Source organism: Streptomyces sp. NPDC060184 (assembly GCF_042728795.1).
Classification (GTDB): Bacteria; Actinomycetota; Actinomycetes; order Streptomycetales; family Streptomycetaceae; genus Streptomyces.
In genome coordinates this window covers 44,799-68,761 of the sequence record NZ_JBHWYX010000021.1, presented here as the reverse complement: position 1 = coordinate 68,761, position 23,963 = coordinate 44,799, and the positions used below count along the sequence as shown (strand labels likewise).

The following is a 23,963-nucleotide window of genomic DNA, read 5'->3' as shown; positions in this document are numbered from 1 at the left end:
CCCTCTCATCCGATTCCGGGGAGGACGTACTGCTCGATGAGGTTCCAGACGTCGGGGTCCCGGCGGGACAGGCGTACGACGCCCCACTCCGCAGACCCGGTCACGCCCTCTGGGCTGTCCTTGCGCTTGTACAGGCGAGCGGCCAGGAGGTGCGCGGCCATGTCGATGTCCGCGGGGACCTCGGGCCACCCGAAACGGGTCGTGACCTGGACGCGCCCACTCTCCAGCCCCCAGCCCCCGGTGAGGAGCAGCGAGGTGATGGGGCGCCCGTCGGCGATCGCGTTGTCCGGGAGGGCGTCGTACGTGGTGACGGTCGACCAGCTGCCCGTGGTGCCGGTGGCGACGACGATGTCGGCGCCACCGATGTCGTCGACCAGGAGCGCGTCGCCGTCCTGCTCGCGCACGATCCGCCCAGCGAGCCGGTACGTCCGGGTGACGGGGACCGGGTCGAGCCAGAAGCGGCGCCCGGTGCTCTTGTCGATGGAGCGGGACGCCGTGGTCAGGGCCAGGGAGAGGAGCCCGTCACGCGATGTGTCGGACTCCTGGATCCCGAGCATCTCCCGCAGCGTGGCCAGCTCTCCGTAGTCGGCGGCGGCCACGCCCGGTCACTTCCCCTTCGCGGTCGTCTGCCGGGTTGCCGGCGCCGTACGGCCCTGCGGCGGGGCGTCCTGCGCGTGCTTCTCCTTGGACGGCTCGTGCCCGTAGTGCGCCAGCTGCTCGTCGACCTGGGCGACCCGGTCGTCCATGCCGCGCGCCTCGTAGGAGGCTCGTTCCCGCTTGAGTGCAGCGACCATCCGGTCGTCTCGTGTGGCCATGCCTGGTGTCCTCTCAGAAGATCGTCACGTCTGCGGTGTTGGTGACCGCCGTGTTCGCGCTGTACGTCAGGCGCAGGTAGCGCCACGGGTGGCCCGGACGCAACAGCCGGTGGACGGTGCCCGCGGCGGTCACGTCGAACGTGGCGACCGACACCGTTTCCGGGGTTGCCGGGTCGGAGTACGCGGCGGGGAACCACTGCGTGCCGTTCGCGCTGCCCTCGATCAGGTACGTGCACGTCGGGGAGGCGCCCACGGTGGTGGTGAGGGTGAGCAGGGCCGGCCGCTCCGTGGCCGCGCCTCGGTCGACGATGTTGGTGGAGGCGCCGTTGCCGGACTGCGCAGCGGACAGGCGGGCGGAGTTCGGGTACCGGTCTCCGCCAAGTGCGCCGATGGTGGCCATGATCGCGTCCTTCCTAGGCTGGCCGTACCGGCGCGGGCACGGCATCCGGGGGGATGGTGCCGTGCCCGCGCCGGTACGGGGATCAGAAGGCCGGGGTGGACAGGCCGGTGCCGCTGATCTTCTGGATCGCGTTGGTGTACCGGCCGAAGGTGTAGGCGTAGTACGAGTACGCGACGAGGAGCACACCAAGGTTGGCGGCCTTGGCCTGTTCGGCGCGGATGAACATCGGCGCGTTGGTGTCCTCCCAGAGGTGGCACTCGGTGGACGGGACGACGAACAGTTCGTCCTCGTTGGTGCCGGTCCCAAGGTTCGTGGCGATGTTGTTGTCGACGACGACCTCCAGGCCGCACGGCAGAACGCCGCGCGGGCCGGACGCGTACGAGGACTGCGGGTTCGCCGTACCGGCCGCCTGCACCGGAAGGTTCGTCCAGTTGATCATCGGCCAGGTGGACGACATCTGCGAGGACAGCCAGTACCAGCGGCGCGAGGACATCACCGCGTGCGAGGGTCGGCCCATCGCGAGGAGCGCGGCCTCGACCCCGGACGCGGCACCAAGGATCTTCGGGTAGAGCTCGGCGCCGGTCGGGGTGGCGTCGGTGTACGCGGTCGCCTGCGCGACGGCGGACAGACCGGTCGTCGCCTCGTTGATGAGGGTGTAGTCGAGCACGGTGGCGACCCGGTTGAAGAGGTCCTGCATCGTGACGTCCTCGATGCCGGTGCCGCGGTCGATGGCCTGCCGGGAGACGGTCTGCTGGCCGGCCGCCGTCTTCACGGGGACGGTCAGCAGCGTGTCGTCCATGTTCGTCTCGGAGACCGCGTCGTTCTCGTTGGCCTGGTTCGCGGCGCTGGACGCGGTGGTAATCCGGGAGATGTTCACCGACATGCCGGAGTCCGGCAGCGGGTGGCGGTTGCAGACGTCCGCGAAGGGGCGGAGGTTCGCGGTCGCCGGGGCGTACATGTCGGTGAGGAACTGCGGCACCGTCAGCCCGGAGAACGCGGACGTGCCGACCGCGCGCTGGAGGTACTCGGCGCGCTCCACCCGCTCCTCGGCCATGTGCCGGGAGAGGCGGGACGACGCCTCGACGTCCTGGTACAGGAACTGCCGGGACACGTCCATGAGGAAGGACTTGCCGTGCGGGTCCTGGTCCTTGCGGTAGGTCCGTTCCTCCTGGCCGACGCGGGCGACCTGGTCGTAGGAGGGGCGCCGGGCCTGCGTCGGGGTCTGCTCCTTCGCCTTGGCCTGCCGTTCCATTTCCTCGGTCTTGATCTTGTTCGCGTTGGCGAGCTTGTTCTCGATGCCGGTCACGTCGTTGCGGGACTGGTCGCGGGCGGCGAACAGCTCGGCGACCCGCTCGTCTTCCTCCGTGGTGAGCGAGGAGCGGCCGTCCTGCTGGGCCTTGTCCAGGATGAGCTGGATCTCCGCCCCGCACTTCTTGCCGCGCTTGTGCGCGGCCTCCAGCTCGACCTCGATGGAGGCGATCAGGTCGTCGATGGTTCCAGGCATGGTGATGCCCCTTCGGTAGATCGGTGGTGGGTGATGGTCGGCGCGACCGGCGGCCCGGGCGATCTGCCGGGCGGCGGCCGGTCCCGCCTCCGGGCGATCTGCCGGAGAGCGTGCCGGGGTGAGGTAAGGGAGGGTCAGCGGTCGTCGTCTGCGGAGACGAGAAGCTGGGTGCGCAGCATGGCGATGGAGCGGCCCTGCGCGGGTGAGGCCGGTGCGGTGCGCGCCGTCGCGGGCGCCACCGGCGGGGGGGTGTGGAGCGGGGGCGGCACGGCCAGGTCGGTGCGTTGCGCGAGGCGCTGGTAGGCCTCGCGCGCCATCAGCGGCGGCAGGTTGGGGATCGAGGCGAGGAAGTCTCCGGCGCGGGCGGACACGCTGGTGTGCGGGTTCGCGCCGTACGTCACGGGCCCGACGTCGCCGCGGTCCAGGTCGAAGGAGTTGATCCGGTACTCGGTGTAGTCCGGGGACCACTGGCCGGACGTGATGCGGAACATGAACGACTGCTCGCGGACGTCGTCGTCCTCCAGTGCCTGGATGAGCAGCTGCACGTCCGCGCGCTTCGGGTTCAGCCACGCCCGCTGGCCGAGGCCCGCGTCGTCCGCCCAGAGCTGGAGCCGCTGGTTGCGGGTGCCGGCCATCGGGGTCCCGCCGTGGTTGAAGCGGAACACCACCTCGGGGTCGGCGGCCAGCGTCGCGTCCGCCGCACCGTGGGACACGATCTCGGTGTACGGCCCGTAGAAGTCGTACATCTCGTAGCCCTGCTCGAACGCCGAGGCGTAGCCGGTCACCTCGTACCACTCCTGTTCGTCGCGCAGCACCTTCTTCGCGCGGAGCTGGGAGCGGAAGCGGACCTCGGGGGATTCGGGGCGGTCGCGCGGCAGGACGGTTCCGGGGCTGGTCGTGCTGGCGGAGCCTGCGGCGGCGGACCGCGCGGCGGCGGCCTGCGCGCGCAGGGCGGTCATCGTGCTCATGGGGTCGCTCCTGGGGTCGCGGGGGCAGGGGTGGCGGGCAGGGGCGTAGGGCTGGTGCCCTTGCCGAACAGCCGGTCGAACTCGGCGAGCTGGTCCTCGGTGAACGGCTGCCGGTTCTCAATCGCCCGGGCCTCGGACGGGGCGAGCTGCCGGGAGGTGATCTGCCCGGCGAGCATCTGCGCCCGGGCGAGCGGGTCCATGCGGAGCAGCGCGTCGGTGTTGAGCTTCACGAAGCGGGGCCGGGACGTGAGCCGGGACAGCGCGTTCTCCCGGCGGATGATCGCCGGGCCGAGGGACATGATGAGGAACTGGAGGTTGCGCTGCGTCATGTTGGCGTAGGTGACGGAGCTGCCCGAGACTGCTGCGTCGATGAGGTCGCCGGGGCAGTCGAAGAACCGGGCGATGTCCCCGATCCCGAACCGCTTCGCCTCGATCCAGTCGGAGCCGGCCGCCTCGGCCTGGATCATGTTGTAGTCCCAGTCCTGGCCCGTGACGAACAGGTCCTGGTTCGCGACCGCGGCCTTGAAGCGCCGCTTCGTCTCCTCGGCCGCGTCGGGGTTGATGATCTTCGCGTTGTTCTTCAGGTGGGCGGAGGGGACTGCCCCGTTGGAGAACCAGTCGAGAGCGAACTGCTGGATGGACAGGTACTCGCCGATGGCCCACGCGGCGAACGCCACTGGGGACAAGCCCACGTGCAAGCCCGACATCGTGTACTGCTTCTCGTGCCACACGTTGACCGGGTCGAACGACTCCCCGCCGATCAGGTAGGAGTCGAGCTGACCCTTGCGCACGCGGACCGTGACGTCGGCGACGGGCACCAGCTCGATGCGCGCGGGGAACCCGAGCCCGTCCAGGGCGGTGATGATCCCGAAGGAGTTGCCCGACCGGTCCAGGTCCCACTGGGTGGAGAACAGCCACTGCGTCATGTCGACCTGGTCACCGCCCGGGTTGAGCAGCACCGGCGGCTTCGGCACCTCAACCTGAATCCCGCCGACCTTGCGGTACAGGTCCACCGGCATGGTCGACACGAGGTTGGCGCGGAGCCGGAGGCACGCCCACACAGCGCTGTTGCGCAGCGCCGTATCCGGGGTGACGGTCACCCCACCGGCGCGCTGCACCGGGCGGGACGGAATCACCTGATCGGCGGACTGCGCAGCCCCTCGGCGGTGGAACAGGCTCACCCGTCATCGCCCCGCTTCGCCGCGGTCTGCCGCGAGGCGTACGTCGACCCGGTCAGCACGACAGCCCCAGCTGCCGCCACCGACACCCAGCCGATCAGCGGGTAGAGGCCAGCGGCCGTACCGGCGGCGATAAGCACCAGTCCGAGGAAGTCCAGCCAGGTCGTCATCTGCTCGCGCACAGCGCCCCCTCTCAGTAGATCGAATCCATGACGTCGTAGTCGTCGAGCACGGAAGGCCCCCGGGTCAGCAGCGCCCACCTGGCGATCGTCACCGCGAAGAACGGCGAGACGTCCGTCAGGGATTTGGTGCGGTCGAGGGTCCAGGCGTCACCGACCCGGCGGGTCCTCGCCCCATTCACCGCAGCGGTCAGCGGCGCCTGGTCGCGGTGGCGTACCGCGTCCTGCGTCATCGCGTCGGCCATCTGCCCGCACGCTTCGACGATGTCGTTCGTCCGCAGCACGGCCAGGTGCCCACGGTGCGGAGCGTCCTTGTCGGTCGGGGCGGTGATGCCCGCCTTCACCAGGTCGTCGATCAGCGACCCGGCCGGGGCGCCGCTGCTCGCGATGGCCACCAGCAGCGGGTCGCGCGCCGCCTTCAGCCGGACCAGCGCGGGCACCACCCACGCCGTCCCGGCCCGGCGGTCCACCAGCTCGATATGAACCTGGCCGTCCGGCCGCCGCGACGCAACACCGATCGAGGCGTGCGACCGGTCCGCCGACACATCGACCGCCAGCGCCACATCACCACTCGGCGTGGAGTCCGGATCGGCGAGGCCCGGCCACGCCGCCTTCGGCACGTTCGGGTCGGACGGGGGCGTGGGCTTCCTGGTCCGGTTCAGGTAGGCCCGGTCGAACTCCGCCGGGTCGAGCTTCTCCAGCTCGGCCGCGATGATGGCCTCGGTCACCGTGTACCCCAGCGCGGGCAGCGTCGCCCGCCACGTCGCCGGGTCCGCCCGGTCCATGTCCTCCGGGGCGAACCACTCGAAGTACGCGGCGCGCGGACGGGCCGCCGCCGGGTCCTCGGCAAGCGCGGCCCACATCTCTTCGATGAGCGCCCGCCCGTTCGCGCGCTTCTTGTTCAGCCACACCGACTTGGTCGTGCCGCCGGCCGACGCCCACCACAGCTGGGCCATGGCCCGGGTCAGCATGGCCGGGCTGAACGCCTGCTCCAGCCGGTCGTCCTCATGGGCGAACGCCTCGTCGATGAACCCGGTGTCGAGCGGCGGACCGTGCCCCGCCTTCTCCGTGTTCGCCGTGATGCCCATGCGCGACCGAGTCGCCGGCCACAGGATCGCCTCGTTGCCGTTGCTCTTCCGGATCCGGGCCCGCTTCGCCAGCGGGGACCCGGCGATCTTCTCCCAGAACTCGTCCTCCCAGCGCTGCCGGGCCATGCCCCGGGTCTGCGCCGCGTAGATGATGTTCTGCCTCGGCCAGGCCAGCGCCCGGTGAACCTGCACACCGAGGCACAGCTCGGTCTTGCCCTGCTGCCGGGACACCGACAGCCCGACCTCACGGTGAGCGAACAGCCCGGTCGCCGGGTCCAGCTCCAGAGCCACGTCCGTCACGTACTTCTGCCACGGCATCGGCGGGGCGCCGAGCAGCTCCATCACCCGCCACAGCTTCGGGCCGAGCGACGGCCGGTCCGGGTGACGCGGCGTCCCCCAGCGCGGCGGGCACGTCAGCCCGTACCGCTCCTCCAGGTCGGCGGCGAACTCAGTCGGGGGAGCCCAGGTCTCCGAGGTCGTCGTCGTCATCCGTCGCCCGCCCCTCCAACAGCTGCGCGAGCGTCTGCCGCAGCTCGCGGTTCAGCTGCGGCAGGAGCTTGCCGTCCTCCCCACCGCCGGCGTCGATCTCGCGGGCCAGGGTGTACGCCATCTCAGACAGGGACGGCTCGATGCGGACCAGGTCGCCGAGCTGCTCCACGTCGGAGCGCACGGCCCGTTCGACCGGCCCGGCCGGCGGTGTCGCCATCACGCCTCCAGGGGCATCGGTGCAGGTCAGCAGCCCGCGACCATGATCACCTCGTGGCCATCGGCCCGGGGAGAGAAAAATAAAAGCTGGGCGCGGGGCTGGGGAGCCTGGCTCCCTAAAGATCAAGCTCGGATCTGAGCCGGACCAATCAAGATCCGTACCAATCTCGGGACGTATTCAGGCCCTTGACCTGCACGTTTGCGCCCTTGCTGCCGTTGCAGTTCCGCCCGCAGGTGGGGCAGCGGTGCACGCCGTGCGCGGGCGCCCAGTTGTCCTGGTCCCCCGGGTCGGCGCCGCGAGCGACCGGGTGGACGTGGTCGACGACGTCGGCTCCGGCGTGGCCGCAGAGGTGGCACACGTCGTTCGCGGCGAGGAAGAGCGCGCGGGCCTTGCGGTAGTCGTAGCTGGTGAGGTCGGCGCGGCCGGCCACGGCCACCACCTCCAGAGCGCGCAAAGGCCCGGCCGCAACGGGGGGTGCGGCCGGGCCGGTTGGTGGGCGCGGGTGCTACTGGTTGCGCCGACGGAACATGCAGATGAGGGCGACGCGCTCGCCGGTGAGTGCCTTCCCCTCGGCGGCGGCCATGTGCTGAAGGACCCACCCGGCAGACTCGACGGCCTGGATCTGGTCGGCGATGCCGGTCATGGGTGCGGTGGCCTTGCTGTTGGTGTTCGCCTCGATGAACTTGTAGACGAGGATGTAGTCGCCGTTGGCGTATGCCTTGCGCGCGTGGTCGCCCGCGACCTGCGCCTTGGCGTCGTTGATGAAGCCCATGGTTCCCCCCACGGTTAGTCCTGTCCGGGGATCGTGCCACGGGGCGCCCCGGTCGCGCGGGGGAACGCGAAAGGCCCACCAGCGAGGGCGGGCCGTGGGGTTCTTGCGTCCGGACATGCCGGTCGTGCCCCGAGTGTTACACCCGGTGTGACTGCTGGTCAAGCCGCCATCGGCGCGGGCACGGTGGCCTTCTGCTCGACGAGGGCCACGACCTCGTCCAGGTCGACAACGACGCGTCCCTTGTCGTCGTACCCGTGGTGGGTGAGGCGGCCTCGGTGGACCCAGATGCGGAGGGTTCCCGGGCGGGCGCCGGTACGGACGGCTGCGGCGTACAGGTCGACGAGGAGGGGCTGCATGCTGCCCAGTCTCGCGCATACCACCGCCCCACCGCCGGGGGATTGTGGCGGTGGAACGGTGGGCTTCAGCGCTCGGTCGTCGTCGAAGAGCTGGGCGGTCCAGGGCACTCGGCTGCCCAGTGCAGGTACTGGGTCTGGGCGTCGTCGCCGTGCTCGGGGCAGTCGCCGTGTTCGCTGCCGATCACGATGCCGCCGCACGGCGCCTTGGGGCACGTTGTGCACGAGGACCGGGACAGGCCGCGCGAGGTGATGCCGCCGTGCCGCACGTACCCGCTGGCCTCCATGACGGCCTGGATGTCCCGCTCGGTGGTGTCCATGTCGTCCATTCTGCGGCTTACCGCTCCTCGCCGTCGGCGAGCCCGTCGAACGGTTCGTCGTCCTCGTCGTCGTCCTCGGCGGCGGCCTCCTCGGCGGCCCACCGCTCTTCGTCCTGCGCGTCGAGCATCGCCTCGCCCGCCTCCTCGTACTCGCGCATCTCCTCGGCGCTCATCACGTCCTCGTTGGTCATCTCGTCGTAGGGGTCCATGTGGTCCTCCTGGTGGTGCGGGCCGGGCTGTCCGGCTCCCCTCACCGCCCGTGCGGGACGGGCGGATCGGGCAGCCGTCAGGCGACGTGCCGGACGTGGTGCCGGACGGGGTTGGCCGGGTCCTGCTCGACCCAGAACCCCCGCTCGGCGCGCACGCCCTCGTTGTTGTTGTCGTTGTTGTTGGCGGGCTGACCTGCGGCAACAACGTCCGTCAGGGTCCCCTTCTGGGCGGGGAGGGGGGTGGGGATGCTGCCGCCGCGGACGCCGGTGGACGACCCGCGCCCGCGCATCCGCACCGCCTCGACCGCGACGCCCGCCTTCCCGAGGGCGTCGCGGACGAGCTCGGGGGTGGTGCCGAGCGCCTCGGCGAGGGCGGTGATGTGGGCGTGCGGGGTGCCGATGCGGGCGAGGGCGTCGTGGAGGTCGCGGAGTGTCGGTCCGGCGGGCACCGGGGGCGCAGCGGGAACGGTCGGCTCGTCCGGCTCGACGGTGGCGTCCTCGACCGGGTCGCCCGCCGGTTCGTCCGTGGTGGAGGTCTGGTCCGCCGTCTCCTTCGGCGCCCACTCGGGGTGGCCGATCCGGTACGCGGCGACGATCCACACTGCGGCGGCCGGCCAGAGGAGCCAGCGGGCGGACGGCGACTGGACGGTGTGCCCGAGGGCGACGACGAGTCCGCCGCCGACCTTCCGGAGGATCAGGGCGCCGCCGATGAGGATGGCGATCCGGAATGCCTTGTTGAGCCCTTCGGCCTCGCCGACCCAGCCGGTGACGACCTCCTTCCATGCCCGGCCCTTGCCGATGAGCCGCTGGGCGAGCTGGCGGGCGCAGACGAGGCAGATCCTGCTGGAGCCGGTGGCGACTCGCTCGACGGCGGCTCGGAGCCACTGGGCGGTGGTCTGGTCCTCGCTCACAGCATGCTCCCGAGGTTCCCGTGGATCAGGCCGTCGAGAGCCCACGCGCCGATCTCGTTCGCCCCGGGGACGACGAGGTTGCCGACCATGGCGAAAATCCCGGTTCCGATGGCGATCAGGACGCCGACGAACACCCCCTTCTTCCACTTGCCCTTGGTGGCCTTGCCGAACTTCGCACGGAGCAGCCACAGGACGATGACGAGCGCGGTGACGACGAGGGCGCCGTACCCGTCAAGGCTGGGGGCGCTGCCGGTGGCGACGGTGGGAGCACTCTGGCCGGTCATCCAGGACATGACGGTGCCGCCGATTCCGTTGCCGCCCCACCGCAGGACACCGGCGCCGGCGCCGAGGAGACCAGCGGGACAGGCGACCGCAAGCGTTCCGAACGCCACGCCGAACCAGAACGGAATGAGCGCCTGGGGGTCGCGGGCCTTGGCGCCGCCCTCGGCCGGGGCACCCTTCTTGCCCCCTCCCCCGGAGGCGGTGGCGCCGCGCCACCAGGTGACGTGCTCGGCTGCGAGGAGGGCCAGGCCGACGGCAAGGCCGGCGGAGGTGATGGTGGCCGAGGACATGCCGCCGAGTCCGGCGGCGAGGGTGGCGCTCATGGGCGTACTCCGGTGATGAGGTAGGTGATCGTGGTGACGGGGAGCGCGATGGCGGGGCCGAGGATCGTGGTCCAGAGAGCGGTCCGGGCGAGGAAGGCCCGGATCTTCGGGTGCCAGAGGTCTGGGTCCGCTCCGGCGGCGGCGATGCGGTAGATGTTGTCGGCGAAGGCGGCGACTCCGAACGGAACGGCGGCGATCGTCCAACTGCCCGCGAGGGACTCGCTGTCGCGGACGAGTCGGAGAATGTCGCTCCAGACGCCGACGGCGGGGAGTGAGCAGATGATGCAGGCGAGGTTGTAGCCGGGGCGGAAGCGAATCCACCACCCGGGGCCGACCCCCGGCTCTGGCTCCGCGGGGAGCCAGGCGGCCGGGTCGATGTGGATGGTGATGTCGATCGGCGGTGGCACGGCCACGGGCGCCGGCGGCGGGGGCCGACGCCACCACTCGCCTCCGGGGGTCGGAATCGGCGGGAAGAGCGGCGGCGCCGGGGGCAGGGGCGGCGGCGGGATGCTGCCTCCGGGGAGCGGGGCCCCGGCCGGGATGATCCGGCTCGGGGTGATGGGCTCGGGCATGTGGGTCCTCAGTGGATGAGGGCGGCGCCGAGGGCCGCGAGGGTGAGCACGAGGGCGAGGGTGGTGAGGATGCGGGGCATCTCGTGGGCGACGAGCGCGGCGAGGATGCCCCCGGAGCCGATGGCGGCCCCCGCGAAGAAGAGGAGGGCAGTCATGCCGGGCGCCGGGCTTCGCGGAGGTACCGCTTCGCGGTGGCGGGGCTGACGCCGAGCCGTTCGGTGATCTGCTTGCTGGTGAGTCCGGGGTGCTGAGCCAGGAGCTCAGCGACCCGCTCAACGGCCTGAGCCCGCTGAGCCGACTGGGCCGTGGGGGCGGTCAGCGGCGCGGTGAAGCCGAAGGGCTGGGCCGTGGGCTGAGCCGGACGGTGAGCCGTGGGCTCAGGGGTGTTGATCTGCGTGAACGAGTGCAGCAGGTGTTCCCGCTCGCCCTCGGGCTCAGCGGGCTCGGCCAGGACGTGAGCCCTGGGCTCAGCCGGGCTCAGCGCGGCGAGCTCCAGCGGGCGGCGGCGGGCGAGTTCGCGGCGCTTGTCGAGGCGGCTGAGCTCGATGCCGAAATCTTGATCGACCTCGGCGAGCTGCCTCTCGGCGAGCATCTCGCGGCGGCGGAGCTCCACACGGTGCCGGGCCTCCTCGAACAGGAGGCTGCGCTCCATCTTCGCGAGGAGCGCGTTCTCGTCGTCGGTGAGGGCGGCCGGGTCGCGCAGGTCGGTGAGCGCGAGCATCCACACGACCTTCGCCCCGAGAGGGAGGAGCGGCCCGGCGACGGCCATGGCGAGCGAGTGCGCGTCGAGTCCGTGCCAGACGAGGAGCCCGGCGACCGCGGCAAGCGCGGCCCAGCCGATCGCGGGGACGGACCAGCCACGCCCGGCGACGCGGAGCCCGCGGGCCTCGGCGGCGATGACGGACGCCCAGACGATGTCGGCGCCAGCGGCGACGGTGAGGCCGATGGCCCCGGTGCCGAGGAGGTCGACGAGCGACCACGTGGTCCAGGCGAGCGATGCGGCGGAGAGGACGACCGCCGGGATGACGAGAGGCGACTTCATCGACCGGCCTCCCGTCCGGTGGACGGGGCGACGAACCGCTTGGCGTTCTCGTCGAACCGGGCGCGGAAGGTGGCGGCGGCGGCGTAGTCGGCGCGGCAGGCGTCGACGGTCGCGGGCTCGGAGAGGGGAACCCGGGTCAGGGGGGCGCGCACGGGGGCGGGCATGAAATGATCGGCCATGGCCGATGCCTCCTGCTCTGATCAGGATGGTGGTCGGTCTGGGCCGGGCGACGCGCGCGCCCTCAGGTGTTCCACCACCTGGGGAGCTGTCGTCCGGCCCGCTTCTATGTGGTTGTCGGGCCAGGCCCGTTCTTCTTGATCGCCTTGTCGATGGCGTTCCAGCTCTTCCCCAGGTCCCTGGCCACGTCGGCCACGGTCCCGAGTTCGGCTACGCCGTCGAGCAGGGCGAGCGCTCTTCGTTTGGCGGAGTCGGAGACGAGGCGTTGCAGCTGTTCCACCAGCTGGTCCTCCCCGCGGACCCGTTCCCGCCATGGGATCGCGTTCACAGGAGACATTGTATCCAACCCAGGGTTAGATGGTCAAGGCTTACGCCACCTTCGCGTCCTCGTCGATGAGCACCTTCAGCCCGACCCACGTGGCTGGCGGGTAGGTGCAGCCGCACCACGAGCACGTCACCACCCGCTCGCCGTGGCCGAGCCGGAGGGCCGCACCGCAGACCGTCCCGTCCTCGTGGACCGCCGGGCAGGCACCGATCCGCGTCCCGCGCTCGCTGGCCGAGCTCGGGCTGATGACCGACCTGACGTCGCGGGCCAGATCACGGATCTCCCCAGCGAACACCCCAGCCTGCGGCCAGGACACCGCGATCCACGGCATGTGCCCGATCAGCTCGGCGGTGGCCCGCTGCACCCGCCCGGTGGCGGACCCGTCACGGCCCCGGGGCGGCCGGGCACGCTCCTCGCGGACCGCGTCGACCCAGGACTCCAGCGGGGCGAGCATCCCGTCGGCGAGACGGAGGTCGAGAACGTCCTCGCGGACCGGCAGCGGCGGCCAGGTCGGCTTCGGCCCGCGGACACCGAGCGCGCTCCCCCCGGACGGGGCGAGGACGTCCTCCAGCGCCGTGTACAGCTCGGGCAGGCACTGGAGCCGCACCAGGGTCGCGCGGGCGCACACGGGGCAGAGCTGGCCGCCCTGGGCGTCGCGGTCGGTGCAGTGGAGGCAGAGGGTGACGGTCACAGCGGGCTCCAGGATCGTGCGGTGGGACGGGGTGGTGGTGCCGGCCGGGACGAAGGCGGTGGTCGTCCCGGCTGGCGGGTGGGTCAGGCGCGGGGCGGGGTCAGGGCGGCCCGGAGGAGGTAGTCGCAGCAGGTGCCGATCGGCCCGCGGTCGAGGAGTCGGCGCACCCGGGTGACCGTGACCTCGGCGTCGGACAGCAGGTTCGGCAGCCCCTCGGTGAGGTCGCGGAGCCTTGCGTACTTCTCGTCCGTGGTGTGCCCGTCCCACACGGGGTCGGTGTCGGCCGTGGCCCGGACGTGCGCGAAGAGGTCCATGTCCCTCTCGGCGATGTGCCACGTCATCTGCCCTGCGGGCGTCTCGACGGTGAGCACCGCGTACTCGGGCGCCGCCGGGTCGGTGTGGCCGATGTGCGATGGGTGGAGTGCGGCGAGGTGTGCGACGAGGTGCGCGCGCTCGCGGTAGACGGCGTCTGTCGCAGCCTCCACCTCGTTGGCGTGTTCGAGGGCGCCGACGTAGGCGCGCTTGTTGCTCTGGCAGACCGCGGTGAGGGTGTCGATCCGGTCGTACAGCGCGTCGAGTTGGTCGCTGGTGAGGTCGTCGAGCTTGATTCGCTCGGGCGTGGTGGTCATCGGGAATCCCTTCGGTCTGGCACGGTCTGTCCGCCGTGCCCGCCGCTCCTCCCCGGCCAGCAGGGTTACGAGGACCGTCAGGCCGGCGAGGAGGGCGAGCACCGGGGCGAGGCGGAGCAGGGTCACGCGGGGTCGTGGGACTCGTCGGTCATGCAGGCGATGCACGGGGCCGGGGAGCGGTCGGGGGCCAGGGGCGGCTCCTCGGCGGTGGCGTCCGGCACGGTGGGCTCAACGGTGGTCGTGACGACCTGGCGCACGACTCGGATCGCCGCCGCAGGCCGGGTCTTTCGGAACTTGGCCGCCAGCTTGTGCGCGGCTTCGCTCGTGTTGTGGTGGCCCCACTCGACCCAGCCGGTATCGCCGTCGCACTGCGCCTCAACGGTCCAGATCAGTGAGGTCGGGTACGGCACGGCCACGGGCTGCGCGGCCACCACCGCCTCGTCCTCGCCGAGGACCCGCTGGGCCACCGCGAGTGCGCGCACCACGTGCGTCGGGTGCGTGGGCCCTGGCGTGCAGTAATCGGCACTGGTCTCCAGCCAGTCGGCGAGGGCGAGACCGACCGTCGGGTCCATGGTCGCGGCGTACTCGGCGTGCTGGGTGCGCATGCGGACGGGGCGTCGCATGTCGCCGCCGTGCAGCAGGCGCGGCGAGGCGACGACCCGCCCGTCGTCCAGGGTCTGGACGTCCCCGTGCAGCGAGCTGTACCCGCTGTGCAGGGGCGTGGTGCTCCACCGGGTGGTCGGCGTGCCGTCGGTGTCGGTGGACGCGGCGGTGGCGAGGCCGCGCAGCTTCGTGGCGGCGGCGCGCAGGGTGTCAGAGGGTGTGCTGGTCATGTGGTCCTCCGGGTGGTGTGGTGGGATGTGGGTGGGCGGCCGGCCCGCGCGTCGTAAGCGCGCGGGGCGGCCGTGCTTCGTGTCACGGGGTGGTGGTCAGTGCGGCCGTGGGCATGGGCACCCCCCGGTCGCGGCGGACAGGATGCGCGCGGCGAGCAACGGCGGGACGGCGTTGCCGATCTGCTCGAACTGCTTGGTCTTCGTGCCCTGCCACGGGTAGTCCGCGGGGAAGGACTGGAGCACGGCGGCTTCGGCCTGGGTGATGCGGACGGTCTCCGGGCTGCCGTACTGCGCCTCGACGCCCGGGACCCAAGCGCACAGGTCGGCGCGGCTGGTCATCGTGACCGCAGGTTCGTCAGCCCGACGTTCGGCCCGACCCTCGCCACCAACGGACTGGCCGGAGCGCAACACCCACTCGACGCGGGCCGAGTTGTTCCCGAACGCCATGGTGGGCGCGGGCTCGCTGCTGCTGCGGACGGCGGCGTTCGGCTGGTTCCCGTTGCGGAGCACCCACGACCGGGTGGACTTGACGAGGGTCTGCGACGGCCCGTCAGCCGAGAACTCGTTGCCGCCGGGCGTCTGCCTGTCGCCGCGGGTGTTGACCGTCTGGCCGGCCGTCCACCCGAGCGCCTCGGCCATGGACACCCAGCCGGGCAGGCTGTCTCCGAAGAGGTCTTCGCCGCCCGGGTGCTGGGTGTGCGTCGGCGCCGGTGCGGTGACCTCCCGGATCCGGGACGCGATGAGGATGGCCCGGCGCCGGGTCTGCGGCACCCCGTAGTCGGCGGCGTTGAGGATGCCGACCCACACGCTGTAGCCCCAGGCGCGGAGGATCTGCGCGTACTGCCGCCACAGCGGCAGGACGTCGGGCACTTCCTCCATGCAGATGGTCTCGGGCCGCAGGTCGTGGTGCCAGCGCATCGGCTCGGCGGCGAGCAGCGACCGCGGGTCCCGGCACGCGGTGAGGAGCGCGGCCCGGGTGTCCCGTCCGCGGGCGAGGTCTTCGACGGCCTGGTGGACGAGCGGCTGGTCGACGAGACCCAGCCCCTTGCCGGCGCGCGACCACGCCTGGCACGGCGGGCTGTCGACCTTCACCTTGACGCGGCCGACGAGCGGGGCGGTGGGCATCGTGGCGACGTCGCACCGGACCACGGTGTGCCCGGCCGCCTTCGCGGTGGCGCAGGCGGCGGCGTCCCACTCCATGCCGACCGCCCGGGTGGTGAGGCCGAGCAGTCTCCGGCCTTCGGCCCAGCCGCCGGGGCCGTGGAAGCCCTCGACGACCAGGTCGGCGGTCACGGGCGCGGTGAGCTGCCCGGGGATCGTGGGCACCGGCGGTCGGTCGAGGAGCTGCCGGGCCCGGTCGAGTGCAGTCGTCACGCGGCCGTCCTCCAGCCACGCGCGATCCGGGCCCGCTCGCGGGGCGTGCACCCGCCGACGACGCCGTGGCGGTTGTCGGCGCAGGCGTTGCCCTCGGTGGCGAGTGCCTCGGCGAGGCAGGCCCGGCGCACCGGGCAGCCGAGGCAGATCTGCTTCGCGGCACGGACCTTGTCGCCCTCGCCCCGCTCGGGGAAGAAGATCTCCGGGTCGGTCTGGGCGCAGATCGCCTGCGCGTCGATGTCGGGGCTCATGACGCGATCACCCGGTCCGCCCACTGGAACGCGGCGTGACGCTCGGGCGTCAACTCCTCGATGTGAAGGACAATCTGCCCCCCGCGCACTACCGGGCCGAGGCGCATGTCCGGGCCGACGAGGTGAAGGTGGTCGTCGTCCTCCAGCACCCCAGCGTCAACGAGCCCGTCGACCGCGGCCTTGAACGACGGGTACCAGTTCGCCGGGTCGGCGCGCCGGCGGGTCGCCGGGTGGATGATCCCGAGGATGTACGCGTGGTCCAGTACGGGCCCCGGGTTGGCTGCGGCGAGCGCGGCTCGCATCGCGGGGTTCTCGCTGCACTGGAGCATGGCGGCGCCCCGCAGCGCCTTGACGTACTCGGCCTTGGGCCGGTGGTGGAGCTTCTCGTTGACGTTGAGGAGCCGCATCCCCGTGGGGAGGGCGATGGTGAAGCGGCGAGGAATCACAGGAGCCTCTCTTGCACTGGTTGTGGTGGGCACGTGTGGTCGGCGAGGACGGGGCACTTTGGTGGTCCGGCGCGGATCGCGGTGGCTCCGCGCCAGGTGATGCGCTGGGCGCCCAGGCCCGTGGTGATCAGGTGCCAGGTGAGCCCGCCGGCGGCCCGGACGGCCTGCTCGGTGGCTGCGGTGACCGGGTTCGGATCCGCCACCACGTCGAGCGCGGCAACCCGGCCGGCCCGCGCGGTGAGCACGTTGGCGCCGCAGACGCGGCAGGTGCCCGGTTTCGCGTGGTCGGCGGACGCGGCGAGGCGCGCGGCGACGGCCGGGTGGAGGTGGCGGTCGGTCATCGCGCACCGCCATGGGGCAGTTCCGTTGCAGTGCCGTTGATGGAACTGCCGTTTCCGCAGGTCACCTTGGGTGGCAGTTCCATCAGTGCCGTTAGGGCCGGTTTCTCGGCATTGTGCTTCTTGCGTGCGCACGGAGCTGGATAGCCCGTTTCAACGGCACTGATGGAACTGACCGCCTGTGAGCTGCGGTGATGCTGGTTTTCAACGGCACTTTCAACGGCACTGCAACGGAACTCCAACGGAACTTTGATCATGCTCATTCGTCGTCCCACCGATCGTCAGCCGCCGGGATGAGGGCGACGTTGGCGTACGAGTAGGTGCCGTTGGAGCCCTTGCGAACAATGCCGAAGCGGTCCTTCAGCTCGCGGCCAAGCTGCCGTGCCACGAGAGGTTCCTCGCCCTCGTTGCGGCACCACTTCTCGTACGCACCGCGGAACACCTCGGTGACGGTGCGGACCTGGAGGCCGCCGCCAACGTGGCACGCCTCCTCCAGGAAGCGGGCCAGCGCGTCTTCCTCGGCCGCGTACTGGGCGGTTGCGGCCTTCACGGACTCCGGGTCGTTGAGGCCGTCGCGGAACACGGCGACCGCCCCGGCGACGACCCAGGCGAGGATGCCGGGCCCCTCTTCGGAGATGAGAAGGAGGTCGAGGTCCTCGATGACCTTCTCCGGGGTGCGGACGAACGGCATGAGGCGAAGGCGCCGCCAGAAGCTCTTCCCGCCGGCGGAGACGCGCGGCTGGTGGTTGCCCATCAGCCAGAGCTTGTGCGTCGGTTCGAACGTGAAGTGGTCCTGGCGCATGAACCGTGCGGTGAGCCCGTCGCCGCCGGTGAGCTCCTTCACCTTCGCCTCGTCGAACTTCGCCTCCTGGTTGACCTCGGACGCGATGACGAGGCGGAGCCCGTGGAGTCGGGCGATCTCGGTCTCGTGGCGCTGTGCCCCGGCCATGAGGAACGCGTTCGGTGCGGTGGCCGCGTAGTCGCCGAGGAGCGACCGGAGGACGTTGAGGAAGACGCCCTTGCCGTTGCCGCCGCCGCCGTGGAGGAAGGGGAGGACGTGCCACTTCACGCTGCCCGAGGCGGAGTATCCGGCCATGCGCTGGACGTACTTCAGCAGCTCGGTGTCGCCGCCGAAGGTCTGGGCGAGGAAGGCGTCCCACTTCGGGGTGGGCAGTTCCTTGTCCGGGGCGACGGCGGTGGAGCGGGTGTGCATCTGCGTCGGGTCGGGCGCGACCATGTCCCCAGTGGCCAGGTCGACGGCGCCGCTCGGGGTGTTAAGGAGCATGCGGTGCGCGTCGAGGTCGGCCGCGTGCGCGACGATCCGCGGGTCGGTCTGGGCCATGGACACCATGGCGGAGATCCCGGCGGTGGACAGCGACCGTGCCCGGTGCTTCGCTTCGCCTTCCCCGTTGGGCAGGGCGCGGGCGATGGCCCGGGACATCTCGCGTACGGTCCCCGCGTCGTCCCATGCCCAGCGGTGCCCGTCCCAGCGGAGCCACTTCCCGCGCTGCGGGACGTAGCGGATCTCGTGCTCGTGGGTATCAACGAGGCGGAGAGCGTTCCCGTCATCGGTCCGGGTGTACGTGTCGGGGCCGGGCTGCCCGGTCGCGGTCGGGTGCTCCAGCACGGCGAGTGCCGCGGTGCCGTCGGTGGCCGGCGGGCGCGGGGCAGGCACTGCGGCGAGGTGGCGCACAGGTTCCGGGGCGCGTTCGCCGTAGCCGCGGTGGCGGAGTTCGCGCGCGGCGGCCGAGTGGTCGCCACTGTGGTTGAGGAGGGTGTAGGCGCCGAACTTGGTGTAGGGCTTCTCGGCGACGAACTCGGTGCTCGTGGTGAAGACGTACAGCCGGTCGCGGTCCATGGCCCGGCCCGTGGTGGCGGAGGGTTCCCGGCCGTCCTTCCCGGGGCGCTGCCAGTAGGACGTTTGCCCGGAGACGAACATGCGCTTCCATCCGTGCGGGGTGAGGATGTCGGCCCAGCTGGTGCGCTGCTCGAAGTCGTCCCCCGGGGTGAGCCCGCCTGCGGGGCGGTCGCCACTGGAGAAGAGGAACGCGGTCGCCGCGTCGGTGTCCGGGTGCTGCGGCGCGGGCGGCGCCATCGGCTCGTCCACGGGGATCTGGTCGAGCATGCGGCACACCGTGTGGAGTGCCCGGTGCTCGTCCAGGGTGATCGTGGGGATGGTTGCGGGTCCCCCGGTGAGGAGTTCGTACGGGCGCCCGGTCGGGTGGACCGGCCCGTGCGACGGCGAGGTGACGACGAAGCCGCCTTCGCCTCGGGTCTCGATCAACGGGAGCGGGAACTTCTTGTCCGGGTGCTGGGCGATGACGGTGCGCTGGTCGTCCCGCAGCTCGTCCTCGCGGGTCAGCCGCGAGGCCAGCTTCGTGTTCCCCGGGACGACGCCACTCTCGACGCGGTAGTGCAGGTGGAGGCCGCCGCTCGGGGACCGGTCCATCCACCCGGTGGAGATGCGCTGCCACAGGTTGCCGAGCCCGGACCCGGTGAGGATCTCGACCAGCTCGTCGAGGACGCCCTCGTCGACGGCGCGGCCTTCGAGCTCCAGCATTTCGAGTCCGCCGGAGATGGCACCGCAGATGATCCCCACCCCGGGGGGCTGGTGAGCGAAGGTCGCGCGGAGCTGGGCCTCGGTGGCGCGCTGGGCCTGGAACTGCTTCCAGTCGCCCACCGGGCGCTTGCTGCCGTCCGCCCGCACGCCGACGACGGAGCAGCCAGCAGCGCCAAGGGCGAGGGCCGTGTCCAGCGTGTTCAATGTCGCTCCTTGCAGAGGGCTTGGGAGGTTGGTTCTGAGTGCCCGCCAGCGGGGTTGCACCGCTGGCCCCGGCGTGGTCACCGGTCGGGCAGGGTGGGTCAGCGCTTGGCAAGGCCAGCTCTGACGGCGGCCTGGATTTGCTCGCTGACGATGGTGCCGATCTGGCCACTGACGAGGTCGCGAGCGGTCTTGACGGCGTCGACGATCTGCGTGTCGAAGGCGTTCTTCACTTCGGCCCGGACGGTCTGCTGGAGAACGGTGCCCTGCTCGCTCCGGTACCTGTCGGCGGGCTGGGTCATGATCTTGCGTGCCTCTTCGACGATCACCTCGGAGAGCGTTGTCTCCTGGCCGGTGGCCTCGCCGTAGTGGTTCGTCTTCTTGATGGGCCGGTTGATTGCCTCGTCGATGGCGGGGCGGACCGCAGCCCGGATTTCCTCGTCTCGAATCTGCGTGATGCGGTCACGGAGGCTGGGCCACCGCTCGTCTTGAACCAGCTTGGTGACGATGCGTTCGGCAACCAGGTCTGCCACGGTCTTTCCGCCGCCGTCGGAGTACGGTTCGCCGTCCTCGTCGAAGCTGACGATCTCGCCAACGATGGTCGAGAGGGTGATCTCGTCGACCTGGACCTCGATGTTCACTGAAGCTCCTGAGTGGGTGTGGCTTGGGCCGCCTGCCGCCGCGGGCGAGGGGTGTCTCGCGGCGGCAGGCGGGGATGGTGGGGAGGCGGGGCGACGGTCAGAACGGCGGGGCCTCGACCGGGGCGGCGGTGGCGCTCGCGGCGCTTGCCGCGGCCTGCTGCTGGAGGAGCGCCTGCTGCGCCGGGGTGGGCTGCGGGGTCGGTGCGGCGGTGGGCGCCGCCTGCGTGGCCCACGGGTCGGGCACCGAGGGGGCGCTGCCCGCCGGGCTGCCGAGAAAGGCGTTCGCCGGGCTGGCCGCGGTGTACCGCGCGCTGTACTGCTTGGGCGCGTTGAATCCGCGCTGGGTGACCTGCCCGTCGTGGGTGTAGGCGACTTCGAGGACGCCGCCGACCTGGAGTCCCGGGGCGCCGGCGGCGCGGACCGCGTCGGCGATGGCGTTCTTCATCTGCCCCTTGACGAAGAGGCGCCGCTTCCCGTCGTCGTCCGGGTTGCCCGGGTCGCGCTGCTCGGTCTGGACGGTGACGACCATCTGCATCATCGGGTTGCCGTCGGACCAGAACTTGGGCGACCCGTCCTTGAGGTCGCGCTGCTGCTGGACCACCGGGGTCTCGGTGATGGTGCCGCCGACGATGGTCCCGGGCGTGGGGAACGCGGCGGACGGGGCGCCGCCTCCGCCCATGAGGAAGTCGTTGGCGCTGGGCGGGGTGGGGCTGGTCATGGTGTCTCCTGGTTCAGGCGATGAGGGAGTGGAGTGAGGCGCCCGCGTTGGGCGAGACCGCCCCGGGGCAGCCGATGGACAGGTCGGTGGAGCCGGGTGCCAGCCACGGGCAGAAGCGGCAGTTCGGCCGGTCGGGAATCGGGATCTCGTCCCAGGTCTCGGGGTGCATCTCCGGGTCGAGGTCGAGCACGCGGTCGCGGATGCGGTCGAGCCGGGTGAGCGCGGTCTCGGCGATGGTCCGGTCGTACGGCTCGGACCAGACGTGGACGCGGAGTTCGTGGTGTCGGGCGATGAAGACGACGACGACGCGGTGGACTTCCTCGCCTGCGTTTTCCTGGCCCATGCCGTACAGGTGGGCCTGGACGCGGTACTTCTCGCCGGGGCCCTGCGTGCGGTACTTGTCGTGGGAGGAGATCCCGACGAGCTTCCAGTCGAGGTTGTCGTGACGCAGCCGGTCGAACAGGTCGGAACTCCCGGCCAGGCGCGCCGCGTCGTACGGGCTGTCGCGCACGGTGACGCGTTCCTCGATGCGGTAGCGCGGGGTGCCGTCCGGTGTCGGCGCCTGCCGCGCTTCGAACTTCTCGGCCATCCACAGGTGGAAACCCGTGCCGATGATCGCCGCGATCGGGTCGCGGTTGGTGTTCGTCTCGGGCCAGTCGAGGATCTTGTAGCTGAGCTGCCGTTCGCACGGCTCGCCAACCTCGCTGGGCCCGATCGCCTTCTGCTGCGACCGCCCGGCGTTCTTGTCCGCGTCGATGATGAACTGGCCGAGCTGCTCGGCCATCCGCTGGGAGTACTCGTCGTTCCCGGTGGCGATCACGCGACGTACTCCTTGCGCGTGTCGGCGCGCCGGGACTGCCAGTTCGCGCCCTCGTCGAGCGCGGGGACGTCGAGCCCGACCGCGTTGTCGTACGCCGCCTGAAGCGTGGCGAGCTGGGCCCGGAGCCCCGCGTTCTCGGCGCGCTCCCGGGCGCAGGCCCGGATCATGCGGTGGAGGCGGACGGAGACCCGGCCCAGGGCGAGGACGGTGTGCGCGTGGGCGCCGGTCGTCATCAGGGCGCGCTGTCCGAGCCGGTCGGCCAACTCCGCGTGGTGGCGGCTGCTGTACCGCAGGCCCCGGGCGTCGTCCTCCAGCTCGGTGATCCGCTCGGCGCGCTTCGCGGCGAGCGCCTCCAGTTCGGTGATGCGCTGGCTCTTCTGTCCGAACATCAGATGGCTCCGATCGTGTGCGCGGCGGCGGTGAGGATCCCCGCCCACATGGCGAGGCTGATGGGGAGGGCGATGAGGCATCCGACTCCGGCCGGCGGCGCCTGGTCGAAGGACGACCGGTCCTGGAGTTCGCGCTGGCTGTGGCCGATCCCGTCGGCCCGCGGGCGGCGGTGCTCGCCGCCGAAGACGCTGCGGTCAGCCACGGTGGGCACCGCCGATCAGCTGGGCGAGCTGGATGATCCGGGCCACCGGGTGGTGGTCGTCGAGGACGGCGACGACCAGCGCGGCGCAGCAGCCGTACGCGGTGAGCGAGGCACCCGTGATGAAGAGGACCGTGTTCACGAGGTCACCTCGGTGTCCATCTCGCCGGAGCACGAACCCTGGTGGGCGATGCGCCGGTTGCAGGTGAACGGGGACTCGTCGCGGCCGAGGTCGGCGCCGCAGAACCGGTACTCGGGCTGCGCGCTGGGCGCACTGCCCTGCGTCGGGTTGGCGGCGACGGTGCGGAGGGCGGTACACACCTGGTCGACCGGGAGGTACGCGCCGCCCAGCGACCTGGCCTTCGCGGTCAGCCGCTCGGCGAAGTCGACGAGTGCGGCCGACGCGGCGCCGGCCTGCGCCGCCTCCAGCTTGTCGACCTTGGCGCGCAGCGCCTGCACCTCGGCGACGAGTGCCGGCACATCGCTCCGGGCCGCGGCGACGAACTCGGCGTCGGCCCGGTCCTGGTCCATCTCCCCGGCGGAGCACGTCTCGCCGATCCAGACGGAGATCCCCGGCTCGTATTCGGCCCCCTGGTAGATCTCCCACGAGTCGGTGCACCACGGGCCCGGGGTCGCCGCGTTGGCGCGGTCGAGGATCTCGTCGAGGCGCTGGTCGTCCATCGGGTGGGTGGTGGGCGCGGTGAGTTCGGCGAGCAGATGCTCGGTCTCGCCCGGGGTGCGGCCCGTGGCGAGGAGCGCGCGGCGCACGGTGTCGGTGGCGCTCATGCGGCACCGCCCTCGGCGACCTGAAGCGCCTCCAGCGTGAAGGACCCGGCGTTCCGGAACCCGGCGTAGATGGAGCCGGTCATGGTCTCCAGGTCGATGACGACCTCGACATCGTCGGACAGCAGGTACGAGCGGATGTCCTTCGCGATGTACGTGAGGAGACTGTCGGCGGTGACCGTCCACAGCGTGAGCGGGGCCGGGGCCGGGCTGCCGTCTCGTCCGCCGTGGTGGCCGACGCGGATGTAGGTGACGCGGTACTTCGTCTGCGTGGCTCCGGGCGCGGCGGCCATCTCGTCGAGAGTCGGCGTGATGATCTCCGCCTCCGCGTCGCGGGGCTCGTGGCGGCCGGCCTGCCAGTCCGGGCCGAGTGCGCGCTGGATGCTGCGCCTGGATTCGGCGAACACCTCGTCGTGGGTGGTGGGGGTAGGGTCGTTGGACACGGTGGTCCTCATTTCGTTCGTGTTGGGGTACTGCCGGCAGGGGCTGCATCGGACCTGGCCGTCCGGGCGGCCCCGTTTTTCGTGGAGTCGGTCAGGCGAGGGCGACGCGACCGGCGGTCCGGGCCTTCGCGGCGCGGGACTTGGCCGAGGCGAGCGCCATCCGCGAGAAGTGGGCCGACTTCAGGTGCTTCGCGACCCGGGCGATCTGCTCGTCCGTGGCGCCCGGGTGCAGCTCGCGGGCCTGCTGCTCAAACCGGGTGTCCGCCGCGGCTCGCGCCTTCGCCGTCCGCGACGCCGGGTCGAGCGTGTTCGCCCAGCTCGTCTGGACCGCGAGGCGTGCGCGGAGCGACCGCTGCTCCGGGGTGAGGGGGTCCATCGGTGCCGTCCTTTCGTGTGAGGGGATCGGAGTCCATGTCCATGGACATGGACGCAGGGTGTACGAGTGCGCGGGGCGCAAGCCCGTACGCCCTGGCGAGGGTTCGTGCTTCGTCTGCGGTGACGGTTGGCCGGTCCTCGTCTACG

At 71.6% G+C, this 23,963-nt stretch carries 39 protein-coding genes; all 39 read right to left on the bottom strand.

Annotation, left to right across the window (positions count from 1 at the left end; genetic code table 11):
- Positions 1-5 precede the first annotated feature (5 nt).
- The 39 genes from ACFWEE_RS16375 to ACFWEE_RS16185 all read right to left on the bottom strand — a co-directional run bounded on the left by ACFWEE_RS16375 (position 6) and on the right by ACFWEE_RS16185 (position 23,817).
- Positions 6-599 carry a phage gp6-like head-tail connector protein gene (locus ACFWEE_RS16375; RefSeq protein WP_386889674.1) on the bottom strand — a complete coding sequence of 198 codons (594 nt, stop codon included), beginning with the start codon at positions 597-599 and terminating at the stop codon, positions 6-8.
- A 6-nt stretch (positions 600-605) separates the two neighbouring features.
- The gene (locus ACFWEE_RS16370; protein WP_386889672.1) at positions 606-815 is read right to left on the bottom strand and encodes a hypothetical protein; all 210 of its coding nucleotides are present in this window, start codon (positions 813-815) and stop codon (positions 606-608) included.
- Positions 816-828: 13 nt separating this feature from the next.
- Entirely contained in the window at positions 829-1,215 is a 387-nt protein-coding gene (locus tag ACFWEE_RS16365; RefSeq protein ID WP_386889670.1) for a hypothetical protein, read from the bottom strand.
- A gap of 82 nt (positions 1,216-1,297) precedes the next feature.
- Positions 1,298-2,719 carry a phage major capsid protein gene (locus ACFWEE_RS16360; RefSeq protein ID WP_386889668.1) on the bottom strand — a complete coding sequence of 474 codons (1,422 nt, stop codon included), beginning with the start codon at positions 2,717-2,719 and terminating at the stop codon, positions 1,298-1,300.
- A 134-nt stretch (positions 2,720-2,853) separates the two neighbouring features.
- Positions 2,854-3,687, bottom strand: a complete 834-nt coding sequence (locus ACFWEE_RS16355; protein ID WP_386889666.1) for an HK97 family phage prohead protease — start codon at positions 3,685-3,687, stop codon at positions 2,854-2,856.
- A complete protein-coding gene (locus tag ACFWEE_RS16350; protein WP_386889665.1) occupies positions 3,684-4,805 on the bottom strand; it encodes a phage portal protein in 1,122 nt (373 codons plus the stop codon). Before ACFWEE_RS16350 ends, ACFWEE_RS16355 begins: the two co-directional genes overlap by 4 nt.
- Positions 4,806-4,864: 59 nt before the next feature.
- The gene (locus ACFWEE_RS16345) at positions 4,865-5,047 is read right to left on the bottom strand and encodes a hypothetical protein (RefSeq protein ID WP_386889663.1); all 183 of its coding nucleotides are present in this window, start codon (positions 5,045-5,047) and stop codon (positions 4,865-4,867) included.
- An 11-nt stretch (positions 5,048-5,058) separates the two neighbouring features.
- The gene (locus ACFWEE_RS16340) at positions 5,059-6,621 is read right to left on the bottom strand and encodes a terminase large subunit domain-containing protein (protein ID WP_386889661.1); all 1,563 of its coding nucleotides are present in this window, start codon (positions 6,619-6,621) and stop codon (positions 5,059-5,061) included.
- Positions 6,581-6,838, bottom strand: coding sequence for a hypothetical protein (locus ACFWEE_RS16335; protein WP_386889660.1), 258 nt, complete (start codon positions 6,836-6,838; stop codon positions 6,581-6,583). The genes ACFWEE_RS16340 and ACFWEE_RS16335 overlap by 41 nt, the downstream gene beginning before the upstream one ends.
- A gap of 148 nt (positions 6,839-6,986) precedes the next feature.
- Complete coding sequence (locus ACFWEE_RS16330; protein ID WP_386889658.1) at positions 6,987-7,268, bottom strand: HNH endonuclease; 282 nt, start codon at positions 7,266-7,268, stop codon at positions 6,987-6,989.
- A 75-nt stretch (positions 7,269-7,343) separates the two neighbouring features.
- Positions 7,344-7,622 (bottom strand): hypothetical protein, encoded by a 279-nt coding sequence (locus ACFWEE_RS16325; RefSeq protein ID WP_386889656.1) that lies wholly within the window; start codon positions 7,620-7,622, stop codon positions 7,344-7,346.
- 146 nt (positions 7,623-7,768) lie between these two features.
- Entirely contained in the window at positions 7,769-7,966 is a 198-nt protein-coding gene (locus ACFWEE_RS16320; RefSeq protein ID WP_386889655.1) for a hypothetical protein, read from the bottom strand.
- 65 nt (positions 7,967-8,031) lie between these two features.
- On the bottom strand, positions 8,032-8,283 hold the full coding sequence (locus ACFWEE_RS16315; RefSeq protein WP_386889654.1) for a hypothetical protein: 252 nt from the start codon (positions 8,281-8,283) through the stop codon (positions 8,032-8,034).
- Positions 8,284-8,300: 17 nt separating this feature from the next.
- On the bottom strand, positions 8,301-8,492 hold the full coding sequence (locus ACFWEE_RS16310; RefSeq protein ID WP_386889652.1) for a hypothetical protein: 192 nt from the start codon (positions 8,490-8,492) through the stop codon (positions 8,301-8,303).
- A gap of 77 nt (positions 8,493-8,569) precedes the next feature.
- A complete protein-coding gene (locus ACFWEE_RS16305; protein WP_386889651.1) occupies positions 8,570-9,403 on the bottom strand; it encodes a hypothetical protein in 834 nt (277 codons plus the stop codon).
- Positions 9,400-10,008 (bottom strand): hypothetical protein, encoded by a 609-nt coding sequence (locus tag ACFWEE_RS16300; RefSeq protein WP_386889649.1) that lies wholly within the window; start codon positions 10,006-10,008, stop codon positions 9,400-9,402. The genes ACFWEE_RS16305 and ACFWEE_RS16300 overlap by 4 nt, the downstream gene beginning before the upstream one ends.
- Positions 10,005-10,580 (bottom strand): hypothetical protein, encoded by a 576-nt coding sequence (locus ACFWEE_RS16295; protein WP_386889647.1) that lies wholly within the window; start codon positions 10,578-10,580, stop codon positions 10,005-10,007. The genes ACFWEE_RS16300 and ACFWEE_RS16295 overlap by 4 nt, the downstream gene beginning before the upstream one ends.
- Before the next feature lie 8 nt (positions 10,581-10,588).
- Positions 10,589-10,735 carry a hypothetical protein gene (locus tag ACFWEE_RS16290; RefSeq protein WP_386889646.1) on the bottom strand — a complete coding sequence of 49 codons (147 nt, stop codon included), beginning with the start codon at positions 10,733-10,735 and terminating at the stop codon, positions 10,589-10,591.
- Entirely contained in the window at positions 10,732-11,622 is an 891-nt protein-coding gene (locus ACFWEE_RS16285) for a winged helix-turn-helix transcriptional regulator (RefSeq protein ID WP_386889645.1), read from the bottom strand. The genes ACFWEE_RS16290 and ACFWEE_RS16285 overlap by 4 nt, the downstream gene beginning before the upstream one ends.
- The gene (locus ACFWEE_RS16280; protein WP_386889643.1) at positions 11,619-11,801 is read right to left on the bottom strand and encodes a hypothetical protein; all 183 of its coding nucleotides are present in this window, start codon (positions 11,799-11,801) and stop codon (positions 11,619-11,621) included. Before ACFWEE_RS16280 ends, ACFWEE_RS16285 begins: the two co-directional genes overlap by 4 nt.
- Before the next feature lie 104 nt (positions 11,802-11,905).
- Entirely contained in the window at positions 11,906-12,136 is a 231-nt protein-coding gene (locus ACFWEE_RS16275; RefSeq protein ID WP_386889641.1) for a hypothetical protein, read from the bottom strand.
- A 31-nt stretch (positions 12,137-12,167) separates the two neighbouring features.
- Complete coding sequence (locus ACFWEE_RS16270; RefSeq protein WP_386889639.1) at positions 12,168-12,815, bottom strand: hypothetical protein; 648 nt, start codon at positions 12,813-12,815, stop codon at positions 12,168-12,170.
- 83 nt (positions 12,816-12,898) lie between these two features.
- Positions 12,899-13,444 (bottom strand): hypothetical protein, encoded by a 546-nt coding sequence (locus ACFWEE_RS16265; protein WP_386889637.1) that lies wholly within the window; start codon positions 13,442-13,444, stop codon positions 12,899-12,901.
- 122 nt (positions 13,445-13,566) lie between these two features.
- Positions 13,567-14,277 carry a hypothetical protein gene (locus tag ACFWEE_RS16260; protein ID WP_386889635.1) on the bottom strand — a complete coding sequence of 237 codons (711 nt, stop codon included), beginning with the start codon at positions 14,275-14,277 and terminating at the stop codon, positions 13,567-13,569.
- A 96-nt stretch (positions 14,278-14,373) separates the two neighbouring features.
- Positions 14,374-15,558 carry a DNA cytosine methyltransferase gene (locus ACFWEE_RS16255; RefSeq protein ID WP_386889753.1) on the bottom strand — a complete coding sequence of 395 codons (1,185 nt, stop codon included), beginning with the start codon at positions 15,556-15,558 and terminating at the stop codon, positions 14,374-14,376.
- A gap of 89 nt (positions 15,559-15,647) precedes the next feature.
- On the bottom strand, positions 15,648-15,902 hold the full coding sequence (locus ACFWEE_RS16250) for a WhiB family transcriptional regulator (protein WP_386889633.1): 255 nt from the start codon (positions 15,900-15,902) through the stop codon (positions 15,648-15,650).
- On the bottom strand, positions 15,899-16,348 hold the full coding sequence (locus tag ACFWEE_RS16245) for a hypothetical protein (protein ID WP_386889631.1): 450 nt from the start codon (positions 16,346-16,348) through the stop codon (positions 15,899-15,901). The genes ACFWEE_RS16250 and ACFWEE_RS16245 overlap by 4 nt, the downstream gene beginning before the upstream one ends.
- The gene (locus ACFWEE_RS16240; RefSeq protein WP_386889629.1) at positions 16,345-16,689 is read right to left on the bottom strand and encodes a hypothetical protein; all 345 of its coding nucleotides are present in this window, start codon (positions 16,687-16,689) and stop codon (positions 16,345-16,347) included. Before ACFWEE_RS16240 ends, ACFWEE_RS16245 begins: the two co-directional genes overlap by 4 nt.
- Complete coding sequence (locus ACFWEE_RS16235; protein WP_386889628.1) at positions 16,686-16,949, bottom strand: hypothetical protein; 264 nt, start codon at positions 16,947-16,949, stop codon at positions 16,686-16,688. The genes ACFWEE_RS16240 and ACFWEE_RS16235 overlap by 4 nt, the downstream gene beginning before the upstream one ends.
- Positions 16,946-19,450 carry a phage/plasmid primase, P4 family gene (locus ACFWEE_RS16230; RefSeq protein WP_386889626.1) on the bottom strand — a complete coding sequence of 835 codons (2,505 nt, stop codon included), beginning with the start codon at positions 19,448-19,450 and terminating at the stop codon, positions 16,946-16,948. The genes ACFWEE_RS16235 and ACFWEE_RS16230 overlap by 4 nt, the downstream gene beginning before the upstream one ends.
- 98 nt (positions 19,451-19,548) lie before the next feature.
- A complete protein-coding gene (locus ACFWEE_RS16225; protein WP_386889624.1) occupies positions 19,549-20,088 on the bottom strand; it encodes a hypothetical protein in 540 nt (179 codons plus the stop codon).
- A gap of 97 nt (positions 20,089-20,185) precedes the next feature.
- On the bottom strand, positions 20,186-20,806 hold the full coding sequence (locus tag ACFWEE_RS16220; RefSeq protein WP_386889622.1) for a hypothetical protein: 621 nt from the start codon (positions 20,804-20,806) through the stop codon (positions 20,186-20,188).
- Positions 20,807-20,819: 13 nt separating this feature from the next.
- Positions 20,820-21,626 carry a hypothetical protein gene (locus ACFWEE_RS16215; protein ID WP_386889620.1) on the bottom strand — a complete coding sequence of 269 codons (807 nt, stop codon included), beginning with the start codon at positions 21,624-21,626 and terminating at the stop codon, positions 20,820-20,822.
- Positions 21,623-22,015 carry a hypothetical protein gene (locus ACFWEE_RS16210; protein WP_386889618.1) on the bottom strand — a complete coding sequence of 131 codons (393 nt, stop codon included), beginning with the start codon at positions 22,013-22,015 and terminating at the stop codon, positions 21,623-21,625. Before ACFWEE_RS16210 ends, ACFWEE_RS16215 begins: the two co-directional genes overlap by 4 nt.
- Positions 22,015-22,218: a hypothetical protein gene (locus tag ACFWEE_RS16205; RefSeq protein ID WP_386889616.1), complete on the bottom strand. Its 204-nt coding sequence runs from the start codon at positions 22,216-22,218 to the stop codon at positions 22,015-22,017. Before ACFWEE_RS16205 ends, ACFWEE_RS16210 begins: the two co-directional genes overlap by 1 nt.
- Positions 22,211-22,357: a hypothetical protein gene (locus tag ACFWEE_RS16200; RefSeq protein ID WP_386889614.1), complete on the bottom strand. Its 147-nt coding sequence runs from the start codon at positions 22,355-22,357 to the stop codon at positions 22,211-22,213. Before ACFWEE_RS16200 ends, ACFWEE_RS16205 begins: the two co-directional genes overlap by 8 nt.
- Complete coding sequence (locus tag ACFWEE_RS16195; RefSeq protein ID WP_386889612.1) at positions 22,354-23,001, bottom strand: hypothetical protein; 648 nt, start codon at positions 22,999-23,001, stop codon at positions 22,354-22,356. The genes ACFWEE_RS16200 and ACFWEE_RS16195 overlap by 4 nt, the downstream gene beginning before the upstream one ends.
- A complete protein-coding gene (locus ACFWEE_RS16190; RefSeq protein WP_386889610.1) occupies positions 22,998-23,441 on the bottom strand; it encodes a hypothetical protein in 444 nt (147 codons plus the stop codon). Before ACFWEE_RS16190 ends, ACFWEE_RS16195 begins: the two co-directional genes overlap by 4 nt.
- Before the next feature lie 91 nt (positions 23,442-23,532).
- Positions 23,533-23,817 (bottom strand): hypothetical protein, encoded by a 285-nt coding sequence (locus ACFWEE_RS16185; RefSeq protein ID WP_386889609.1) that lies wholly within the window; start codon positions 23,815-23,817, stop codon positions 23,533-23,535.
- Positions 23,818-23,963: the final 146 nt, after the last annotated feature.

What these genes read in the sequence shown, in the direction of transcription:
- ACFWEE_RS16240 (WP_386889629.1), bottom strand. Translation starts at nt 16,689, where the DNA reads ATGACCGACCGCCACCTCCACCCGGCCGTCGCCGCGCGCCTCGCCGCG.
- ACFWEE_RS16320 (WP_386889655.1), bottom strand. Translation starts at nt 7,966, where the DNA reads ATGCAGCCCCTCCTCGTCGACCTGTACGCCGCAGCCGTCCGTACCGGC.
- ACFWEE_RS16295 (WP_386889647.1), bottom strand. Translation starts at nt 10,580, where the DNA reads ATGCCCGAGCCCATCACCCCGAGCCGGATCATCCCGGCCGGGGCCCCG.
- ACFWEE_RS16360 (WP_386889668.1), bottom strand. Translation starts at nt 2,719, where the DNA reads ATGCCTGGAACCATCGACGACCTGATCGCCTCCATCGAGGTCGAGCTG.
- ACFWEE_RS16275 (WP_386889641.1), bottom strand. Translation starts at nt 12,136, where the DNA reads ATGTCTCCTGTGAACGCGATCCCATGGCGGGAACGGGTCCGCGGGGAG.
- ACFWEE_RS16340 (WP_386889661.1), bottom strand. Translation starts at nt 6,621, where the DNA reads ATGACGACGACGACCTCGGAGACCTGGGCTCCCCCGACTGAGTTCGCC.
- ACFWEE_RS16265 (WP_386889637.1), bottom strand. Translation starts at nt 13,444, where the DNA reads ATGACCACCACGCCCGAGCGAATCAAGCTCGACGACCTCACCAGCGAC.
- ACFWEE_RS16300 (WP_386889649.1), bottom strand. Translation starts at nt 10,008, where the DNA reads ATGAGCGCCACCCTCGCCGCCGGACTCGGCGGCATGTCCTCGGCCACC.
- ACFWEE_RS16370 (WP_386889672.1), bottom strand. Translation starts at nt 815, where the DNA reads ATGGCCACACGAGACGACCGGATGGTCGCTGCACTCAAGCGGGAACGA.
- ACFWEE_RS16310 (WP_386889652.1), bottom strand. Translation starts at nt 8,492, where the DNA reads ATGGACCCCTACGACGAGATGACCAACGAGGACGTGATGAGCGCCGAG.
- ACFWEE_RS16250 (WP_386889633.1), bottom strand. Translation starts at nt 15,902, where the DNA reads ATGAGCCCCGACATCGACGCGCAGGCGATCTGCGCCCAGACCGACCCG.
- ACFWEE_RS16220 (WP_386889622.1), bottom strand. Translation starts at nt 20,806, where the DNA reads ATGACCAGCCCCACCCCGCCCAGCGCCAACGACTTCCTCATGGGCGGA.
- ACFWEE_RS16335 (WP_386889660.1), bottom strand. Translation starts at nt 6,838, where the DNA reads ATGGCGACACCGCCGGCCGGGCCGGTCGAACGGGCCGTGCGCTCCGAC.
- ACFWEE_RS16365 (WP_386889670.1), bottom strand. Translation starts at nt 1,215, where the DNA reads ATGGCCACCATCGGCGCACTTGGCGGAGACCGGTACCCGAACTCCGCC.
- ACFWEE_RS16280 (WP_386889643.1), bottom strand. Translation starts at nt 11,801, where the DNA reads ATGGCCGATCATTTCATGCCCGCCCCCGTGCGCGCCCCCCTGACCCGG.
- ACFWEE_RS16260 (WP_386889635.1), bottom strand. Translation starts at nt 14,277, where the DNA reads ATGACCAGCACACCCTCTGACACCCTGCGCGCCGCCGCCACGAAGCTG.
- ACFWEE_RS16185 (WP_386889609.1), bottom strand. Translation starts at nt 23,817, where the DNA reads ATGGACCCCCTCACCCCGGAGCAGCGGTCGCTCCGCGCACGCCTCGCG.
- ACFWEE_RS16235 (WP_386889628.1), bottom strand. Translation starts at nt 16,949, where the DNA reads ATGAGCATGATCAAAGTTCCGTTGGAGTTCCGTTGCAGTGCCGTTGAA.
- ACFWEE_RS16195 (WP_386889612.1), bottom strand. Translation starts at nt 23,001, where the DNA reads ATGAGCGCCACCGACACCGTGCGCCGCGCGCTCCTCGCCACGGGCCGC.
- ACFWEE_RS16210 (WP_386889618.1), bottom strand. Translation starts at nt 22,015, where the DNA reads ATGTTCGGACAGAAGAGCCAGCGCATCACCGAACTGGAGGCGCTCGCC.
- ACFWEE_RS16290 (WP_386889646.1), bottom strand. Translation starts at nt 10,735, where the DNA reads ATGACTGCCCTCCTCTTCTTCGCGGGGGCCGCCATCGGCTCCGGGGGC.
- ACFWEE_RS16315 (WP_386889654.1), bottom strand. Translation starts at nt 8,283, where the DNA reads ATGGACACCACCGAGCGGGACATCCAGGCCGTCATGGAGGCCAGCGGG.
- ACFWEE_RS16355 (WP_386889666.1), bottom strand. Translation starts at nt 3,687, where the DNA reads ATGAGCACGATGACCGCCCTGCGCGCGCAGGCCGCCGCCGCGCGGTCC.
- ACFWEE_RS16285 (WP_386889645.1), bottom strand. Translation starts at nt 11,622, where the DNA reads ATGAAGTCGCCTCTCGTCATCCCGGCGGTCGTCCTCTCCGCCGCATCG.